This window comes from Chlorogloeopsis fritschii PCC 6912, from assembly GCF_000317285.1.
In the GTDB taxonomy this organism is placed as follows: Bacteria; Cyanobacteriota; Cyanobacteriia; order Cyanobacteriales; family Nostocaceae; genus Chlorogloeopsis; species Chlorogloeopsis fritschii.
The window spans coordinates 1-18556 of record NZ_AJLN01000068.1; the positions used below are offsets into that span (position 1 = coordinate 1).

Consider the following 18556-nt stretch of genomic DNA (forward strand, 5'->3'; position numbering starts at 1 on the left):
GGAAATTGCTGGAGAAGAAGACCAAATAGCTATTTTCAGAGGGTTTTCTAGTTCTTTGATGCGTCCTACAGCTTTTGATCCTGATGTACCTATTTTGCCAGATGAAGCAATTATTCTCAAAGTAGACCGAGTTTATAGCCCTTACAATCCCGAAGCTCCTCGTTATATCCAACAAGGATTAACTTGGGAAGATATGCAAGCTTTACTCTCGCAAATGGGAGTGTGAACTACTCCGACTATTGTTGGGTGATGAAATTACATAAGTGTCTTAATTAAAACTTGAGATAGTACATGAGTTGAGCAAGAACATCACCGGATAGATTGAGCCGTCGCTGGAAATCAACTAAATTTTGATAAGGCCCTTTTGAGAGACGATTTTCGACGACTGCTTCTGCTAAAGATGTATCTATAAAAGGTACTTTTATTAAACTCTCAACCGTTGCTGTATTGGGGTTGATGACATACGTGATATTATCTTCAGTTTCGTCTTCATAATAACTAAAAATAAGGATTAGCTCGAAAGGTTTTAGTCGCTGTGCTGATACGCCTAATGCCGCAGCCACATCCTCAATACAGTAAAATTTAACACCGACACGTGAAATATCCACAAGCGATCGCGCTTGGTGAATCGATAACCCCGGCAAGCGCAACCAATCATCTACAGTTGCCTGATTGGCATCGATGCGAATACCTAAGGATGCAGCGATCGCAATTTCTTCTACCGATTGCAGTCGGTAGTAAGGATCGTTCAGGAGTCTAGAACGCAATTTTTGTAGTCTGGGGTTGAGTCGAAATGATAACCAGTCTTGATTCATAGCATTTGAGGGATGGTGGATAGTGGGTAATGGTTAGTGGTTAACAACCAACTACTGTACGGGCGGGTTTAGAAGATAAATAATCGGTTTGAACCGTTCATATAATCAACACAACCCGCCCCCACTAACTACTACCAAATTAAGAAATCTGATCGAGTAACTGGCGGCGCTTTTGCTCAAATTCATATTCAGAAATCAATCCATCCTGACGCAGAGCATCTAACTCACGCAAAGCCTCAGCGATCACTCCAACTTGATTTGCCCCTGAGGACAAGTTGCGAACAGTGGACTTACCCTGATTAAAATTGCGATCGAAAGCTTCTTCATCTTGGGCTAAATACCAAACTCCCTCAATAGCACTAGCTACTTTAGGAATAGGTGTCCAAGAAAGTAACACATACAACATACCCCACAGTGGCTGTCCTAAATAAAACTTATGTAAACCTGAAATTGTCAGTGTACCAGCAAAAGCTAAAACGGCAGCAACACTTCGGCTTTTTCGCTTAGTTAACATAATTCCCAATTAATTTACCAATACCATATTTTTACGGTAAGACAGCCATCCCAGATCCAGCCAGAGCGCTACCACCATAACTACAGTTTGGCAGTTCTCTACACTCTTATGTTTGTCATACCCCACAACTACAAGCAAGAATCAGTCTTTATCTATAAACACTAGTCTTTTGTGAAATTTGTTCATTAGTTCTAGTAATTCTTTTCAAAGTTTCACTGCCAAGAAACATTTTCTGTTAAAGTCTGTATACAATGTGTTTGATTCAAATGTAAATCTTACGGAACTTATTAAGAATTATCAAACGGTTCAAGTAACTATACTAGTAGTTATACTCGCTGTTTTGAGCAAACTCAGAGTAAAGGTTACATCTAGTCTTAATACTAGCTTTATATTTTTTATTTTTACAAACCAAATATGAATACAACCATATTATTAATATGTCACAAGCCTCCTTACCACCAGATTATTTGCAACAATCGATAAGCGAATTAAATTTAGGTTCTTTAAAATTGCCAAATAGCAAGTGTTGTATTCAGAAAAAATCTACTGCCATTATCTCTACATCTACGCTTGAGTCGGTAGCATTCACATTAGCTGAAAAACACAATAATGGCAATCCTGCTGTTTACAACTATGCTCAACGCTATTATCGGCGTGCTGTTGATTATATCAAGCTAGCTAATTGGAACTTAGCTGTACAAGAATTGCGGGAAGCAATCAAGCTAGAGCCAAATCAAAGTGACTATTATGCTTTACTAGGTTTGGTACATTTCAAACAAAAATTTCGAGGTATGGCAAGGGTGTATCTGCGTCAGGCATTAAAACTAAACCCTCAAAATCCTCTTGCTCTCAAATACATTTCTTTACTAAAAATTACATTAACAGAAACTACCGAGCCTTCATCAATAGCAAAAGCTGTGGGTATCGCTGCTTTGCTGAGTAAGTTTGCCGCCAAATAAAGTTCTTTAGCTAAATGCGATCGCCCGATTGTGGCTCAAACATCCCGTATAAATCAAGTACGATTACTACATTACCTACTTCGTCAAGTAGTGAAATTTCGATAACAAACCGTACTCGAACCGAAGCTTTTTCTTTATGTTGTTTACCTAGACTAGAATAATAGGTAAAGGCAAAAGTTTGAAAACAGACGTGAGCTACTGATTTACGGTACTCATTGATATAGAAGTAACATGGGATTCTTTGACTCTGATATAGTTCAGCAAGAAGCTAAACAACTGTTTGAAGATTATCAATCGTTGATCAAACTTGGCAATAACTACGGCAAGTTTGATCGCGAAGGCAAAAAGCTGTTTATTGAGCAAATGGAAGCCATGATGGATCGGTATCGTATCTTTATGAAGCGATTCGAGCTATCTGAAGATTTCATGGCGCAAATGACTGTACAGCAGTTAAAAACTCAGCTAAGTCAGTTTGGCGTCACTCCACAACAAATGTTCGACCAAATGCAACTCACCCTTGAGCGGATGAAAGCAGAACTGGAAAAACAGCCTTAGGGGATAGGGGCTAGGAGTTAGGGAATAGCAGATAGAGAGACAGAGTTCTAAAATCAAAACTCTAAATAAAAAATTCCTAGTTCTTAATTTCTATACTCTGAATTTATCATCCCCTAGTCGCCAGTCTCTAGTCCCTAGTGCCTTTATTTTGCTTTGGGGCGAGGAAACTGAGAAGGTGATTTGAAGTTTTCTACTGGCACGTCCTTAAGTGCTTTGAGCATGAAATCGCGCCAGACAGGTGCTACTTTGCCGCCACCTGTAGCACCGCTAGCCAACTGTTTGTTGTCATCTCTACCTACCCAAACAGCAGTTGTGAGTTGAGGTACAGTACCTACAAACCAGATATCTTTCTCTGAAGAGGTTGTACCTGTTTTTCCGGCAGCTGGACGACCTATGTCAGCAGCTTTACCAGTACCATCCGTAATTACCGATCGCATCGTATCTATAACTGCTGCTGCTGCCCAAGGCTCTAGAACCATCTGGGGCTTAGGAGTATTATCTAGCAATACATTTCCAACACTATCGGTGATCCGGACAATTACTGTTGTTGGTGATTGCCAGCCATAATTTGCAAAGGTAGCGTAGGCACCAGCCATTTCCATAGGTGTCATACCGATCGCACCCAAAGGCAAAGAAGTTACCGGTTCCATTGGACTCATAATTCCCAAGGTACGACAAGTCTCGACAACTTTATTCATACCTATAGTTTTGCCAATTTTAATTACAGGAACGTTACGAGACAACTTCAGAGCAGTACGAATTGTCATAGAACCCTGAAATCCACCATCGTAGTTGCGCGGGCTGTACCAACCGCTACCATCTCGATAGCTGACTGGGGTATCAGAAACTACAGTTTCCGGGCCGTATTTACCTGTTGCAAAAGCAGCATAGTAAACAAACGGTTTAAAAGCAGATCCTGGTTGCCGATAAGCTTGAGTTGCTCGGTTGAATTCTCCAGCCTTAGAGTTTACACCACCTACCAGTGCTTTGACAAAATGCGTGCGCGGATCGATTGCCACAAGGGCCATTTGGTTCTTAGACAATCCTTGGCCGAGCAGAGTTTTATGCCATTTACTGACAGTTTCCTCAGCCATTCTTTGAAAATCCGCATCAACGGTAGTTTGAACGCGCATACCGCCTTTGAGGAGTGTCTCGCGTCCAAATTTCCTCGCTATCTCCTGAGCGACGGTATTTGTCACGTAAGGTAGGGCGCTACCTTGGAACGACTTAATTCTGCCCAATTTTATTTTGTAGTTGAGGGCATCATCATATTCTTTTTGGGTGATCCAACCCAAAGACAGCATCCGTCCTAACACTTCTCTCTGTTGATATTTAGCCTTTTCCATGTTGACAAATGGACTGTATTCTTCAGGGGCTTGGATCAAGCCTGCCATCATCGCCGACTCAGCTAAATTTAAATGTTCTGCCGATTTATTAAAGTAACTGCGCGCTGCCGTTTGCGCTCCATAGTTATTGTGACCCCAATACACTTGATTGAGGTACATTTCCAAGATTTGGTCTTTTGAGAGAATTTGTTCTAAACGAATTGCCAGTACTGCTTCTGCGATTTTACGGGTAAATTCTCGCCTGTGACTCAAAAATAGGTTTTTTACCAACTGCATGGTAATCGTGGAACCACCCTCACGTACCCCACCTGCTGCCCAGTTTGTGACTACAGCACGCCCGACGCCTTTGGGATTGATGCCGTGATGATAGTAAAAGTCACTGTCTTCGCTCGCTAGCACTGCCCGCTTGAGTTCTGGAGAAATTTTATCTAAAGGTTTAACCTCACGGTTGGCTTCTCCATGGATTCTCGTTAATAATTTACCTTTAATATCAAATATGTAAGTAGTTTCTGATGGTAAAAAGTTACGTAACTGCCTTACATCTGGCAAGTTGCGGAAACTAATCGCTAAACCAACTAGTCCTCCCGCCACGACAGAACTCGCCAGCATAGTGATTGACAGCAGGGTACCGCCAGCTACCTGACCGACTCCTTTTAAGAACTCAAAGCCGGATGAAGCGCCAGCTTGAGATTGTTTATCTTCAAAAGTACTAGACGACACGGTGTTATCACTTCCTCACTTGTAAATATAACTATAATTTCTTCGGTGAAGCAAGGCAGTTAATTTTTTGCAATTATATTAGTTTGACAGAAGGACAAACGGAATAATTGCTAGTGACTAGAACTAACCCAACTTCGATAGTGCAAAGCATAGGTAAAAATCAATCTCTTAGTAGTATGACGCAAGATTTTTCTTGGTTGCATCGTGGTGTTGCAGAAATTTTTCCACAACCAACTGATTCTGACAGTGAAGTAGACAGCTTAGAAAAGGTTTTAGCAACTACAACTCGACCTTTACGAGTCAAATATGGAATCGATCCTACTGGTGCGGAGATTCATCTTGGTCATAGCATACCAATGCGAAAACTGCGAGCGTTTCAAGATGCTGGTCATATAGCAGTACTAATTATTGGAGATTTTACGGCTAGGATTGGCGATCCTACAGGGAAATCGGAGGTGCGTCGTCAACTTACACAAGAAGAGGTGGCGAAAAACGCCCAGAACTATCTCGAACAAGTACGGCCAATATTGGACTTCGACACACCTGGCTCCCTAGAGGTACGGTATAACTCCGAGTGGCTTTCTAAGTTGGACTTAGAAAAAATTCAAGAGTTACTTTCTACTATGACTGTAGGACAGATGTTGGCAAAGGAGGGATTTGCTGAACGCTATAAAAAAGAGAATCCTATTTTTCTGCATGAGTTCCTCTATCCGTTGATGCAGGGCTATGATTCTGTCGCGGTTGAGGCAGATGTAGAACTGGGCGGTACTGACCAAAAATTTAACATAGCAGTTGGAAGAGATTTGCAGCGCCATTTTGGACAAAAACCTCAATTTGGCGTGTTACTGCCGATTTTGATTGGTACCGATGGCGTGCAAAAAATGTCTAAGTCTCTTGGCAATTACGTAGGTTTGTTGGAACATCCAGCACAAAAATATCAAAAATTGCAGGGTGTTCCAGATCATCTGCTGAAACAATATTTTGAACTGCTGACTGATTTATCCTTAGATAAATTGCCAGAGAATCCACGCGATCGCCAAAAATTATTGGCGCAAGAAATAGTCAGGCAATATCACGGACAAGAAGCCGTCACCCAGATTGAAGCAGGTGATATGCCTGAATTTTCTCTTTCTCAGGTGCAATTCCCGGCAAAATTGTCCTATCTTCTCAATGTTACTCAATTGTGCAAGAGCAGTGGAGAAGGAAAGCGAAAAATTCAAGAGGGCGGGGTAAGACTCGACGGCGATCGCATCACCGATGTGGATACTTCTTTCCAGGAAGCAAAGGAATTATACGGACGAGTTTTACAACTTGGGAAAAACAAGTTTGTGCGATTTGTAAATTAATGGGTACTGGGTACTCGGTATTAGGTACTGGGAAAGAATCTAACCTAGTCCCTAGTCCCTAGTCCCTAGTCCCTAGTCCCTAGTCCCTAGCCCCTTAATTTTGATAATGAACTAGAGATGAATCCCGATCAGAAAATTATTGTCCCTTTAGATGTGCCGGATCAAGCAGCGGCGATCGCTCTTGTCGAGAAGTTGCCACAAGTCAGCTTTTGGAAAGTTGGCTTAGAACTGTTTACCAGCACCGGGCCGAAAATCTTAACTGAGCTAAAATCCCGCCAGAAGCGAATTTTCCTAGATTTGAAATTTCATGATATCCCCAATACCGTTGCTGGTGCTTGCCGAGCGGCGGCTCGTTATGGCGTAGATTTGCTCACAATTCACGCTACTGCTGGTAGCGATGCTCTCAAAGCGGCAACAGAAGCAGTACAGGAAGGAGCAGCACAAGCAGGCGTGCAACCGCCAAAACTTATTGCTATTACCCTGCTGACTAGTATTTCTGCTCGTCAACTAGCCTTTGATTTAAAAATTCCTCTAGAATTGCCAGAATACGCCCTTAGTATGGCACTGATGGCTCAAGAATCTGGGTTAGATGGCGCAGTTTGTTCGCCCCAAGAGGTATCGCAATTACGGGAAACCTGTGGGAATGACTTTTTGTTAGTTTGTCCGGGGGTACGTCCAACTTGGGCGGAAAAAGGCGATCAAAAGCGATCGCTAACTCCAGTACAAGCACTAAAGGCAGGAGCAAATTATCTCGTTATTGGGCGTCCGATCACTGCTGCTATAGAACCTGAGTTAGCTTGGAAGAGAATCTGCGAGGAGCTAGCAGTGCTGGCATGAATTTAGGTGTGAGAAAGATAAATTATGAATTGTGGGTTATAGCTTTTGTTTTTGTGATTTGCGATTGGCTAAGTTATCAAGCTTTAGCGATTAACCGCACTTCCCTAATCTCCCTTTCCACCAGTAAAAATGGTGGAAATATTCTCCCCTCTTCAACTACGGAGAGGGATGATCGAGATGGGGGAAAAACTACTTGTTCTGAACAAAATCTAGAAACATTAGCTACACGGCTGCTGCGAGATTTACCTGCCTATTCCAATCGAGCCACGCAACGTGCCCGTCGTCTCAAAAGGTCAGTTGACATTTATAGTTATATGCTGGTGGCAGGAAGACCCGAATTTACACCACTACCACTTAACCCTGCCGAAGCTACCCTAGAAACATCAAAACCCACTTCCAAAGGCGTAGAACAAGTATTCTTTACTACCCTAGAAAGACAGTATGTGAAAGGTAAAGCTGTTGAATTGCAGCAATTCCATTGGTTATTTTTGACAAAAAATCAAAGTGGTTGGTGGATGGTTATGATGTTTTCTCAGACAGGTTCCTATCCCAAACAAAAGCCGCCGACTCCGCCACGGGAAAGTAGTAACAGCGCTGTTGCTCAAGGTATTAAGACGTGGTTGCGCGATTGCCGTGCCGGAAGCTTGCGTGAGAACTTCAAAAAGTAAAATGTAAATGCCATAGCTATAGCCATGGCAAGGGTGTCATTGTGTTATGTGGGATGCGGTGATTTTTCACATCGTGTTTAATTAGTATTTTTAATCATTCATTTCCGGTGTAATTCATTCTTTAGAGAGATTTTTTTCATTTACTTCTTATGTCTTTAGAAAGAGATTTTGAGTTCGGAAGATATAAATAGTTATTTAGATATTATTTGCTAGCAAGAATGCGATCGCCTTTCTCAAAAGCTGAGTTCACTGGATTATCTTGGACACAAGGTTATTATGCCTATTGTCCGTGGGAAATACCTACATGATGCTTATAAGGTGAGATTATCAAAGTTAGATGGTGTTCCCTTAGAAGAGAGAAAGTGTCTATAGCAGTAGAAATGTAGTACAAATTTACGCCTGGAGATAGGGTATTCCTGATTGTTACGAATCTAAGCTGAGTATATTCAGTTACGCAAGTTGAGGAAACATTATGCCTGGTGGAAACGCGAGTCACAAAGGCAGTTCTGCCAAACCCAATGTTAATGCCAGCGGTTTAACAAATGCTGCCGACGACGCCGCACAAGATCCTCAAGAAGTTGTAGGAAATCGCAGCGATGCTTCTACTAGAACTGATGAAGCAATAGTGAACCCTGCTGCTGTTGAGCGCCCGCAAAAACCAAAAGAGCAAGAGTAGAGTTTTGCTAGTGGGCAGTAAAGTTAGGGATACAGCATTACTGTATCCCTTTTTAATGCTTTATCCAAAATTGAGTAGGCGATCGCGTACAAAGATAGATGATGCACAAGCCATTAGTCTAATCGCTAAAAAAATTGCAATCAAGCAACAGGTACAAGATGTGAACTAAATATCTGTCTGCTTAAATACCTATGAATACTTAATCAAATTTGGAGGGAATACTGTAACTATAGTGATTTTTCAGCAGAACAATCAATGAGAATTGTGGCGCAATCTAGTAGTAAACTGGCAATGAAGCACTTACCAATAGCTCATTGGTGGCAAGGAGGTTTGCTTCTCACCTTGGGATTCGTTGGTATTATTTATGGAATATTTTATACTCCTGTTTCTGCAAGTTTAAAATGCGATCGCCCCTCCCCTAGTCAAATTAATTGTGAACTGCGGCGATTTTATGTGCTGAGGAATATGGAAAAACTGAGAATTTTCGATCCTCAACAGGCAAATGTCATCACCACTACTGGCAGTAAAGGATATAAAAAGCATAAGGTGGTGATTGTAGGTGCAATCAAAGAATTTGAGTTTCTACCATCTAGTAGCAGTTATAGAAATAATCAACAAGTCGCTTCTCAAATCAATAACTTTATCTACTCTCAGCAACAATCTCTATTCTTAAGTCAACACCAATGGTATGATTACTCTTTCTTTGTTTTCATGATTATTGCTTTAGTAGGGTTTGGTATTTTCTTAGTAACGACACCTATAGTTGACTGTACTTTCTACAAAAGTCTTAACAAGGTAATTATAGAACGGAAAAGTTTACACACAAGACAAATCATCGAGTATCCCTTAGTCAATATTTCACGGATTGATATCCAAGAAAAAAGAGTGCGTTATGGTAAAGTTTATCGTCCAGTGCTGATTTTAATATCTCTGGAACAAGTACCAATTCATAAAGATTATACTAACGAAAAAAACTCTCAAAATTCCATCTATAGCATACGCAGCTTTCTTGCTCAAGGATAAAGAGACTAAGGACACAGAACACCTACTTCTATCGGAAGTAGGGGTTCTTGTTTTTCACAATATTACATTTGCATAGAGAGATTAAGACTTAATTATTGAGTATATTTGCTCTTGGAATTTTAGTAATAATCCATTGCAAATTTTTATACAAATTTGCTTATATCCTGCTAAAGTAAAGACGTGAAATTTCGCGTCTCTACAATGCTGATTTTATTGAAAAATTAACTCAATCTTAAGGTTGTCTTAATAAAAATGATACCCCAAACACTGATCCCCGCGCAAATATATAAAAAGGAAAAAATACTACTTCAAAAACATTACTATTCAGGGAAAATAACATCTTTAAAATTAAAGTTTTTCCTGAAGCAGATTGGCAACAACTTTGCTAAAGGAGGTGAGCTTAAATGCTTTGTGACGACTGCCAGCGTAAAAAAATTTGTCCGCCTGCATTAATTGCAAAAAATGATCCGCAGTTGCAGAAGATGCTTGAACGTCTACGAAGATGTGAGTTGCGAACCGTAGATCAAAACTAGATTGACAACGCGATCGCCGACGTTTGATTTGTGAATCAGTTCCCAAAATGAAACAATTGTTTGCTAGTACCAGATAACTAAGATGATGTTGGGATAGCAGCAATTTCACGCAAAGCTTGTAATAATCGCTGAATTTCTTCTACTGTGTTGTAGTGTACTAGTCCTATCCGTAGTAAACCGCCATTAGCTTCTACTCCTAACCTCTCAGTAAGATTGATCGCATAGAAATGGCCGTGCCAAGTAAAAATACCGCGATCGCCTAATGCTTTAGCAATGGAGTAAGGAGTTTGCCCCGCAAGTGTGATTGCCACGGTTGGCGTGCGCCAAGTAAAACGTTCTGGTTGGGTAATGCCATATAAAGTTAAGCCAGGAATCTCCAACAGTCCAGAAATTAGCTGGTTGCTCAATTCTAGTTCGTATTGTTGGATTGCAGTCATCGCAGTTACTAAGGCAGCACGCCGACTAGGATAGGAAGTTGATTGAGTTGGAGGACACCGGAATGCTTCCCATTTTCCTTTCTCAGCCTCTTGGAGAGTAGCAAGTAACTCGCTTCCCAGGGTGGGTGAGACATGACACCCTATTTTCGCGAGATAGTTAATTGCTGCTATCATCCCTGCTAACCCTTCATGATTGAGGGTACCAGTTTCCCAGCGTGATGGCACTTCATCTGATGCAGGACGTACTTTGTAAGGTTGCAGGCGGGCAAGATGTTCGCGCTTGCCATAAATAATACCGACATGAGAGCCAAAAAATTTATACGCCGAACAGGCGAGAAAATCGCAGTCGAGTGCGCGCACGTCAATCGGGGCGTGGGGTGCGTAGTGAACTGCATCAACGAAAACTAAGGCTCCAACTGCGCGAGCAAGGCGTACCACCTTTGCTATGTCGTTGATAGTGCCGACGGCGTTAGAAGCATACCCAATTGCTACTAAGCGCGTGCGGGGATTAATTTGCTGTTCTAAATCGTTCCAATCGAGCGTGCAATCTGTAACATCAATATCGACAAAGCGGACTTTAACACCGCGCTCCGCCAAGGCACACCAAGGAGAAATATTGGCATCGTGGTCGAGTCGCGTCACAATAATTTCATCACCAGGCTGGAGTTCACGAGCGATCGCTCGACTCAAGGTGAAAGTGAGGGTAGTCATGTTAGCACCGAATACCACTTCATCGCGATCGCAACCCAGAAAATCGGCGATCGCAACACGAGCGGAGTCAATCAGCACATCTGTACGCGCACTCGTAGCAAAAGCCCCGTGAGCATTGGCATTTGATCTCACCAGATAATCGCCCATTGCATCTATTACCGAGCCAGGCACTTGAGTACCCCCAGGTCCATCAAAGAAAATTACGGGTTGTCCGCTGATTTCTTGCGTGAGTGCAGGAAACTGGGCACGTATCCATTTAATGTCAAGAGGCGTTTTCATCTGCAAACTCCTAGCTCCTGGGCTAGAAATATCTTAGAGTATTATTCACAACATAGTTTCAAGAATCATATCCTCCTCAATTAGAGGCTGGTATTCTTGGCCAGAAAAGGGGCGGAAGCCGTCTTTGCACTGGGCGGTTATATTACACAGCAGCCGAAACTGGAGTGGTGTTGGGGGTCGATTGACACGCTCTACACGCAAATCTACTAAACTGGGATCTTGCCAAAGAAGCTTAAAAACCTCACTTCGTAAATATCGCGGACAATACCCTACGATGTAATGATCTTCTGTGTTTAGAGTCAACGCTTGGGAATCGTATGGATTTTGAAATTCATGAGACAACCATAACTTCTCTCCAGGCACAAAGAGATTAATCCGCTCAATTGCACATTGTGGTAGGTGTCTTAGCCCGTGCGAGAAAAAGTGAAAATGATACCGTCCGTCTGAATCTGGCTCTGGACGCGGAAAAACTGTGAGAGTGTCCGTTTCTCGTTGCCCACCACTGCGGGCTAGCATTGCGATCGGATCGTCTTCATGTTCCGGAATATTCAACCATTGAATAAAACTTGAGTAATCAGGACGTGAACGAGGCATCAACCGATTAGAGAATACGGGAAATAACTGAGTTGATGTGTATACTTTATTTAATTCCGGAAAGGATGACAAAGGTTCAAAACCGCATTTCTGTTGAGCTTCTTTCACTCCTTGCGTGTAGACAAACTGGTAGCTCATGCCATCAAACGTTAACCTACCAATGGGAAACCAGGAGCGAGTGTTAGGATCTTGCCAAGCCAAAAATAGCGTTTTGGGTGTCTTCATGGTAATGACTCCCTCAAAGTAAATAGCCTGTATTGGTTGAATTCAAGAATCTTTTGGGCAAACTCAGCGGCAATGGATGAGATGTGGGTGTTAGGAATACGACTAAAAATTGTTAATATATTCGCTCTTGAGACGCTTTCAAGACGTTCAAGCCATATATGGGCTGCTTGAGGGTAAGCATGAGCAACTTGGTAGAACAGATCAAAAGTTTTAAGGGGCTTTTTGTCATCAACACTACTATAAAACGCAGAAAAACATTTGTTTGCATATGCTTCTACTGAACGTTTCTGCCTTTGTTCATCAGAGAGATCGCGCCCAAGGCTGGAAGCGTGATCGTAAGTAGGTGCTAAGTGTACAGTTTCTCCTGAAGTAAATGTTGGCTTATTTCGCACAAAACCCCAGCTCTCATGGTGACGATCTCCGTTGCCAATCCATGCATCTAATAGCAGATAACCAACAAATACTTCCACTGCTGTTTGGATGCCGCTTGGTGCTGCCCAACCAATAGGAAGACTCACACGATCTGCTTCTATAGCTCTCAGCACGCTCACAAAAACTAGAAAGAATAAGCATTTTCCCTTCTGCCATCTGCCCTCTGCCATCTGCCTTCTACTTACTACGCTGGAATTTAATTTTCAACCTGCAAAATCCAATCGCCGGAATTACTCCCAAAATAATTGCTGTAAAGAGTTGTCCAGATAAATATAATATTTCAGGACGGTTTGGTTCTGGAATGAGAAATTGTACTTGAGAAAACAACCAAACTAAGATACTAACTGAGCAATAAGAAATTGAGGGCAAAAAACTCCACCACCAAGCGCCTGTGGTGTATCTGCGCAGTACTAGCCATTGCAAAAAGCCTAGCCAAATTCCAGAAAGGATATACGCAATGGTTGACAAAGCTCCAAAAAAAACCATTTCTCGAAAAGATAAAGTTTTATTTAATGATGTGGCTATTGATGAAATGTGGTTAATCCATGCTCCAGATACGCTATTGGCAGCTAACCAACCCGCGCTAGTGGCAAATATCCACAACCAAACAGATAGATAGTGGCGCAGGGCGATCGCTTGAGCGGCAGCAAAAATCACTGCAAAAACAGCACTACTGAGAAGATGCACTTGCAAAACATTTGATGGGAGCGATCGCAGTAGAGTTTTTTCTATAAAAATACTGGCAATACCACCCATAACCCATCCAAGCAGCGTCATGAGAGTAAATTGGAAGACAAATTTCTGTCGCTGCGATCGCGCTATAAGTAACTTTAGTACCCCATGTAACTTAGATGCTTGTTCAGATGAGGTATTTACTGGCATTTGATTTGGATGTGTTTTCATCAGAAGTCAAGTGCAAAGGCTATTTAGGGGTAAATACTAGAAAATCAGATATTTTTTAAGGTAAATAAGATACAAATAATCGAAAAATAAAATTTATATTTTTCAACCGCTTGCATTTGGTAGGAGGCAGAAGGGAATTAGGACACGGGGACTTTTTGACTTTTTTCTCATTACCATGCTCTGCATGGTGATGAAAACTGTGAGGCTCCGCCTCTTCTTCATGAGGCGGAGCCTCAAACTTTCTCTTTCCCAGGCTGGAGCCTGGGAAAGAGAAAGTTTGAGCTTTTGAGGGTGAAAGTTGAACTTCTGAAGGTGGTATTTCAAATTCTAATCTCAAAGTTCCAGTTTCTCCGTCTCCCACAATCTCCGCATCCCCGCGTCTTCCCTTCTGCCTTCCGACTTCTGCCCTCTGCCCTTATCATTACCTATGGCAGATTGTCGGAGGAATTGTAGTTCAGATTTAATGAGATTAGCCATATCCATGTACGTATACGGGCAATAGCTCAATGAAACGTGACAGAACGGGCAAATTTATCCGCAATTGGGACTCTGAGCCGAAACAGGCAGTGAATTTATCACTGACTCCAACGGCTTGGCAAGTCCTGCAGCAGCGAGCATACAAATATGGCATTTCTCGTTCTGAATTGGTAGAACGTTATGCTCGGAGCTTGGAATGTAATGCCGACAATGACTTTGATGAAAACGAACAAGTCGAGGTAACGGCGCAACCAAGCGATCGCCAAGTTATTAACATTCTTGAAAGTATAAGCGATGCATTTATTGCATTTGATCGCGAATGGCGCTACACCTACGTCAATCAAGAGGCTGTTCGCCTGCTGAAAAGGAGCAAGGAAGAACTAATTGGTGAATGTATTTGGGATTTGTTTCCTGATTTATGCGGTACTAACCTGGAGCGAATGCTAAAAAAAGCGGTGGATGAACAAACCGCTTTTGTTTTTGAAGACTACTACGCTCCCCTTGACACTTGGGGAGAATTTCATGTTTACCCTTCGACTGATGGACTTTCTCTGTTGGTTAAGGACATAACTGAACGCAAACGCACAGAGGCAGCCCAAGATAACCAGCGCCAATGGTTAGAAGCAGTACTCAATTTATTACCAATTCCCCTGATATTTATTGAACCAGAAACTGCTCGATTTACTTTCTTCAACGAAGCGGTAAAGCAGATGGCTGGAAGTGAGATTCCACGGGATCGCTCTGCAGGGGTGTATGATCGGGATTTTTACTGTACTGATGCCACAGGGCAACTCATTCCGCCCGATCAACTTCCGGCAATTCGGGTGGCACGAGGTGAGAAGATTGATGGAGCAGAATTGAACTGGCACACCCCAAACGGTGTTTATCCGCTACTGGTTTATGGCGATATTTTACCTGCAATGCACGATCGTTCAGCAACTGGTGTGATCGTGTTTCAGGATATTGGCGATCGCAAGCAAGTGGAGTCGCAACTACAACAAAGCCACCACTTCATTCAACAAGTTGCCGATGCCACACCTGGGCTTTTATACATTTACGATTTGATTGAGCAGCGCAATGTCTATGTAAATTGTCAGATCGCAGAAGTGTTAGGCTACACTCCAACACAAGTTCAAGCAATGGGCAAATATTTATTCACCCAACTGATGCATCCAGACGATCTTGCAACTCTTCCTGCCCAAATCGAGCGTTTAAATAAAGCTCAAGACGGAGAAATTATCGAGCTAGAGTATCGGATGCGCCATGCCAATGGCGAATGGCATTGGCTTTGGAGTCGGGAATTAATTTTTGCTCGTACTGATGATGGTTTACCTGCTCAAGTCATAGGCATTTCCCATGATATTACTGAGCGCAAACGCGCAGAAGCAGCTCTGCGGCAGGCAGAGGAACGACTGCAACTTGCTCTGTCTTCTGCCCAAATCATTGCCTGGGATGTAGATTTACAAACGAATTACGTCATGTGTTCTCCCAATGCTCTTGAAGTTTGGGGACTTCAAGAGGGGACAGCAGAAGAGTTTTTTGCTATTCTCCATCCAGAAGATCGGCAGAAGGTGGCACAAGCCTATGAACGTGCGCTCAATGGAGAAGAATCTTTTACCCAGGAATATCGAGTCATTAGTCCAGATGGAACTGTACGATGGTTCCACGATTTAGGACGAGTTTATCTCAATGCTGAGGGTCAAGCAGCGCGCATAGTAGGAGTGTCGGTAGATATAAGCGATCGCAAGCAAGCAGAAGTTGCCCTAAATCTAACTCAAGAACGTTATCGCTCGCTGGCAGAATCTTTGCCACAACTCGTTTGTACAGCACGCATAGATGGACAGGCAGATTACTGCAATCAAAGTTGGATTGAATACACAGGGCTAGGGCTAGCTCAAACTCAAGGCTTTGGATGGCTCCAGGCTATTCATATCGATGATCGCTCTTCAGCCATTACTCAATCGATGCAAGCATTAAGAACTGGTAAGCCTTACTCAATCGAACTTCGGTTGAGGCGAGCGGATGGTGTTTATCGCTGGCACTTAGCTAGAATCGTCACAATTAAATCTAAGGATGGTAATGTTGTTGGCTGGTTGGGAACCGCAACCGATATTAATGATCAAAAACAGACTGAGCAAACTCAACGTTTTTTGGCTCAAGCATCGCAAACGTTTGCAGCAGCAAACTTAGATTTGCAAACCATTTTAGATACTATTACTCGACTAGCCAGTGAATTTACAGGCGATGTTTGTACCTTGAGCTTGGTTTCTGAAGATGGGCAATGGCTCGATCCTGTCTCTTGTTACCACATCGATCCACAAATCCGAGAAACCATCAGCGAACTGTTGAAAAAATATCCTCGCCGTGCAGATCGAGGTATGGGGGGGCGAGTCATGCAAACGGGAGAAGCGGTACTGATGGCAGCAACATCCCCACAAGAGTTTAGTGCCGCAATCAAACCAGATTACCAACTTGAGTTTGAGGGTTTTAAAGTTTGTAGTATGTTGCTTGTGCCACTGAAGATACAAGGACAAGCGATCGGAGTATTAAGCCTCAGTCGCCACTATCCAGGACAACCCCATAATCTCAATGACCAGAGTTTAATGCAAGACTTGGCAGATCGGGCGGCAATGGCGATCGCCAATGCTCGACTATACGAAGCCCAACAAAGAGCCAGAGCCGAAGCTGAAGCTGCAAATCGTACAAAAGATGAATTTCTCGCTGTTCTTTCCCACGAACTACGAACTCCCCTAAATCCCATTTTGGGTTGGACAAAATTGCTACGCAGGGGCAAAATTGATGCCAGCAAAACAGCATTAGCCTTAGATACAATCGAGCGTAACGCCAAGTTACAAGCCCAACTAATTGAAGATTTGCTTGATATCTCCCGTATCCTGCAAGGTAAGCTGAGTTTAAATTCTTGTTCGGTAGATCTGATATCAGTACTAAATGCAGCGATGCAGACAGTACATTTGGCAGCCGAAGCCAAAGCAATTCACATTGAAACTAACTTTGCAGCAGGTGCGATTAATGTTTTAGGTGATGCCGGGCGTTTGCAGCAAGTTTTTTGGAATTTGCTTTCAAATGCAGTTAAGTTTACACCTAGAGGCGGTCGAGTTGAAGTTCGATTAGAGACATCTGATTTACAAGTGCAAGTTCAAGTGCAAGATAGCGGCAGAGGCATTAATCCTGAATTCTTGCCTTACGTCTTCGATTATTTTCGCCAAAGTGATAGCAGTATCACTCGCACTTTTGGCGGTTTAGGGTTAGGGCTGGCGATCACCCGTCATATCGTGGAGTTGCACGGGGGTACCATCACCGCAGCAAGCCCAGGAATTGGGCAGGGAGCTACTTTCACTGTTAGTTTACCGTTGGTGCTAACACCAACCTCAGTAGCTGAGGAAATAGCATTAGCGCCAGGTACCCTGAGTTTACAAGGAATTCAGGTACTAGCTGTGGATGACGAAGCAGATAATCTAGAATTAATTGCCTTTGTTTTAAAACAAGCTGGTGCTACAGTCATCTGTGCATCCTCCGCACAAGAGGCACTGGAAATCCTCAATCAAACCCAACCTGATATTTTGCTTAGTGATATTGGTATGCCTCAAATGGATGGCTACACACTACTACGCCAAATTAGAGCCATACCCTCACAGGGAGAGCAAATTCCAGCAATTGCTCTGACAGCCTATGCAGGAGAAAGCGATCAACAGCAGATACTTGCTGCTGGATTTAGGTTACATATTCCCAAACCAGTCGATCCAGAAGTATTGGTAAAGGCGATCGCTCAGGTTGTACGTCCAAGTTAATAATCAGGTTGCTATGTGGTAATTTCATGTTTGATACCATCAAATTGATTAAATATTGAGCGATGGGATGAATAACCAAATTCATCATTACGTTCATAATATTTTTGAATCCAATTCTGTAAAAAATCAAAAGTTTGTGCCTGTTCTTCAGGTGATTGGAATTTATGCGCCTCCCAAGGGCGATTGCGGTTATTTTCAAGACACTTATCAATGCCAGGATTAAGGAAATAAATTTCAGTAGAGAATTCAAGAGCAATTTTGAGTAGCGTAGTATAGCAACCTTCAATTACCCAAGCAGTATTCTTTTCTATGAAGTCTCGCAGATCTCTAACTGAATCTTCGTGATTGCGCCGTATGGCAATTTGGTTGGCTTCCCACGCAATAGTATCGAGATCGAGAACTGGAATGCCGAAGTCTTTGCCAAGTTTATTGGCAAGAGTGCTTTTGCCGGAACCGGAATTGCCAAATATTAAAAATCGATGCATAACGATGATTTAGTAAATAGCGATCGCGTAACGTGCTGGAGATATTAGCTGCTGGTAAATGCTCAAATATTTTTCTAAGTAAGTAGACATAATTTGTTCTTAGTAAGCGATTTATCGTTCTGCATAGTAATTTTAAGCGGTTAGAACTGCTTACTACGAACTTTTTAGTCAGATTTATCTGACTTTGGCTTTTAGCCAAGAAATTTATTTCT

Annotated in this window: 20 protein-coding genes; 10 read left to right on the plus strand and 10 right to left on the minus strand. The window is 42.5% G+C overall.

All coding sequences use genetic code 11. From position 1 onward, the window contains the following. On the plus strand, positions 1 to 226 hold a 226-nt coding region (locus UYC_RS0112055), incomplete at its 5' end, for a DUF7734 family protein (RefSeq protein ID WP_016879525.1). A 46-nt stretch (positions 227 to 272) separates the two neighbouring features. On the opposite strand, the gene UYC_RS0112060 is transcribed toward UYC_RS0112055, so the two are convergent. Together UYC_RS0112060 and UYC_RS0112065 are read right to left on the minus strand one after the other, a co-directional pair. Beyond that, positions 273 to 815, minus strand: coding sequence for a ComEA family DNA-binding protein (locus UYC_RS0112060; RefSeq protein WP_016878691.1), 543 nt, complete (start codon positions 813 to 815; stop codon positions 273 to 275). Positions 816 to 954: 139 nt separating this feature from the next. After that, positions 955 to 1329, minus strand: coding sequence for an NINE protein (locus UYC_RS0112065; protein ID WP_016878690.1), 375 nt, complete (start codon positions 1327 to 1329; stop codon positions 955 to 957). Positions 1330 to 1766: 437 nt separating this feature from the next. Here UYC_RS0112065 and UYC_RS0112070 point away from each other — a divergent pair, with 437 nt between their 5' ends. Further along, positions 1767 to 2288 (plus strand): tetratricopeptide repeat protein, encoded by a 522-nt coding sequence (locus UYC_RS0112070; RefSeq protein ID WP_016878689.1) that lies wholly within the window; start codon positions 1767 to 1769, stop codon positions 2286 to 2288. 231 nt (positions 2289 to 2519) lie between these two features. Beyond that, positions 2520 to 2843 carry a DUF1825 family protein gene (locus UYC_RS0112075; protein ID WP_016878688.1) on the plus strand — a complete coding sequence of 108 codons (324 nt, stop codon included), beginning with the start codon at positions 2520 to 2522 and terminating at the stop codon, positions 2841 to 2843. A gap of 143 nt (positions 2844 to 2986) precedes the next feature. On the opposite strand, the gene UYC_RS0112080 is transcribed toward UYC_RS0112075, so the two are convergent. After that, entirely contained in the window at positions 2987 to 4909 is a 1923-nt protein-coding gene (locus UYC_RS0112080; protein ID WP_016878687.1) for a transglycosylase domain-containing protein, read from the minus strand. A 176-nt stretch (positions 4910 to 5085) separates the two neighbouring features. Here UYC_RS0112080 and tyrS point away from each other — a divergent pair, with 176 nt between their 5' ends. The 6 genes from tyrS (at position 5086) to UYC_RS0112110 (ending at position 9459) form a co-directional block, all read left to right on the plus strand. Beyond that, positions 5086 to 6255, plus strand: a complete 1170-nt coding sequence (tyrS, locus tag UYC_RS0112085; RefSeq protein WP_016878686.1) for a tyrosine--tRNA ligase — start codon at positions 5086 to 5088, stop codon at positions 6253 to 6255. Between the two features lie 117 nt (positions 6256 to 6372). After that, positions 6373 to 7092: an orotidine-5'-phosphate decarboxylase gene (gene pyrF / locus UYC_RS0112090; RefSeq protein ID WP_016878685.1), complete on the plus strand. Its 720-nt coding sequence runs from the start codon at positions 6373 to 6375 to the stop codon at positions 7090 to 7092. After that, positions 7089 to 7760 carry a hypothetical protein gene (locus UYC_RS0112095; RefSeq protein WP_016878684.1) on the plus strand — a complete coding sequence of 224 codons (672 nt, stop codon included), beginning with the start codon at positions 7089 to 7091 and terminating at the stop codon, positions 7758 to 7760. Before pyrF ends, UYC_RS0112095 begins: the two co-directional genes overlap by 4 nt. A 472-nt stretch (positions 7761 to 8232) precedes the next feature. Next, complete coding sequence (locus UYC_RS0112100; RefSeq protein WP_016878682.1) at positions 8233 to 8436, plus strand: hypothetical protein; 204 nt, start codon at positions 8233 to 8235, stop codon at positions 8434 to 8436. A gap of 10 nt (positions 8437 to 8446) precedes the next feature. Further along, on the plus strand, positions 8447 to 8605 hold the full coding sequence (locus tag UYC_RS38910) for a hypothetical protein (RefSeq protein WP_016878681.1): 159 nt from the start codon (positions 8447 to 8449) through the stop codon (positions 8603 to 8605). A gap of 86 nt (positions 8606 to 8691) precedes the next feature. Continuing rightward, positions 8692 to 9459, plus strand: a complete 768-nt coding sequence (locus UYC_RS0112110; RefSeq protein WP_016878680.1) for a hypothetical protein — start codon at positions 8692 to 8694, stop codon at positions 9457 to 9459. A 348-nt stretch (positions 9460 to 9807) separates the two neighbouring features. Here UYC_RS0112110 and UYC_RS38915 read toward each other — a convergent pair whose 3' ends face one another. The 6 genes from UYC_RS38915 to UYC_RS38585 form a co-directional block, all read right to left on the minus strand. Beyond that, positions 9808 to 10038, minus strand: coding sequence for a hypothetical protein (locus UYC_RS38915; protein ID WP_200862373.1), 231 nt, complete (start codon positions 10036 to 10038; stop codon positions 9808 to 9810). 31 nt (positions 10039 to 10069) lie between these two features. Then, positions 10070 to 11419 carry a cysteine desulfurase-like protein gene (locus tag UYC_RS0112120; RefSeq protein WP_016878678.1) on the minus strand — a complete coding sequence of 450 codons (1350 nt, stop codon included), beginning with the start codon at positions 11417 to 11419 and terminating at the stop codon, positions 10070 to 10072. A gap of 45 nt (positions 11420 to 11464) precedes the next feature. Then, positions 11465 to 12238 carry an HIRAN domain-containing protein gene (locus UYC_RS0112125; protein WP_016878676.1) on the minus strand — a complete coding sequence of 258 codons (774 nt, stop codon included), beginning with the start codon at positions 12236 to 12238 and terminating at the stop codon, positions 11465 to 11467. Then, entirely contained in the window at positions 12235 to 12840 is a 606-nt protein-coding gene (locus UYC_RS0112130) for a hypothetical protein (RefSeq protein ID WP_016878674.1), read from the minus strand. Before UYC_RS0112130 ends, UYC_RS0112125 begins: the two co-directional genes overlap by 4 nt. Before the next feature lie 7 nt (positions 12841 to 12847). Beyond that, positions 12848 to 13447, minus strand: a complete 600-nt coding sequence (locus UYC_RS0112135) for a hypothetical protein (protein WP_016878673.1) — start codon at positions 13445 to 13447, stop codon at positions 12848 to 12850. A gap of 459 nt (positions 13448 to 13906) precedes the next feature. Further along, positions 13907 to 14050, minus strand: a complete 144-nt coding sequence (locus UYC_RS38585) for a hypothetical protein (RefSeq protein ID WP_162139004.1) — start codon at positions 14048 to 14050, stop codon at positions 13907 to 13909. A gap of 29 nt (positions 14051 to 14079) precedes the next feature. Here UYC_RS38585 and UYC_RS0112145 point away from each other — a divergent pair, with 29 nt between their 5' ends. After that, positions 14080 to 17859, plus strand: a complete 3780-nt coding sequence (locus UYC_RS0112145; RefSeq protein WP_016878670.1) for a PAS domain S-box protein — start codon at positions 14080 to 14082, stop codon at positions 17857 to 17859. Between the two features lie 11 nt (positions 17860 to 17870). Here the strand turns inward: UYC_RS0112145 and UYC_RS0112150 are convergent, their stop codons facing one another. Further along, positions 17871 to 18344: a P-loop NTPase family protein gene (locus UYC_RS0112150; protein WP_016878669.1), complete on the minus strand. Its 474-nt coding sequence runs from the start codon at positions 18342 to 18344 to the stop codon at positions 17871 to 17873. Positions 18345 to 18556 lie beyond the last annotated feature (212 nt).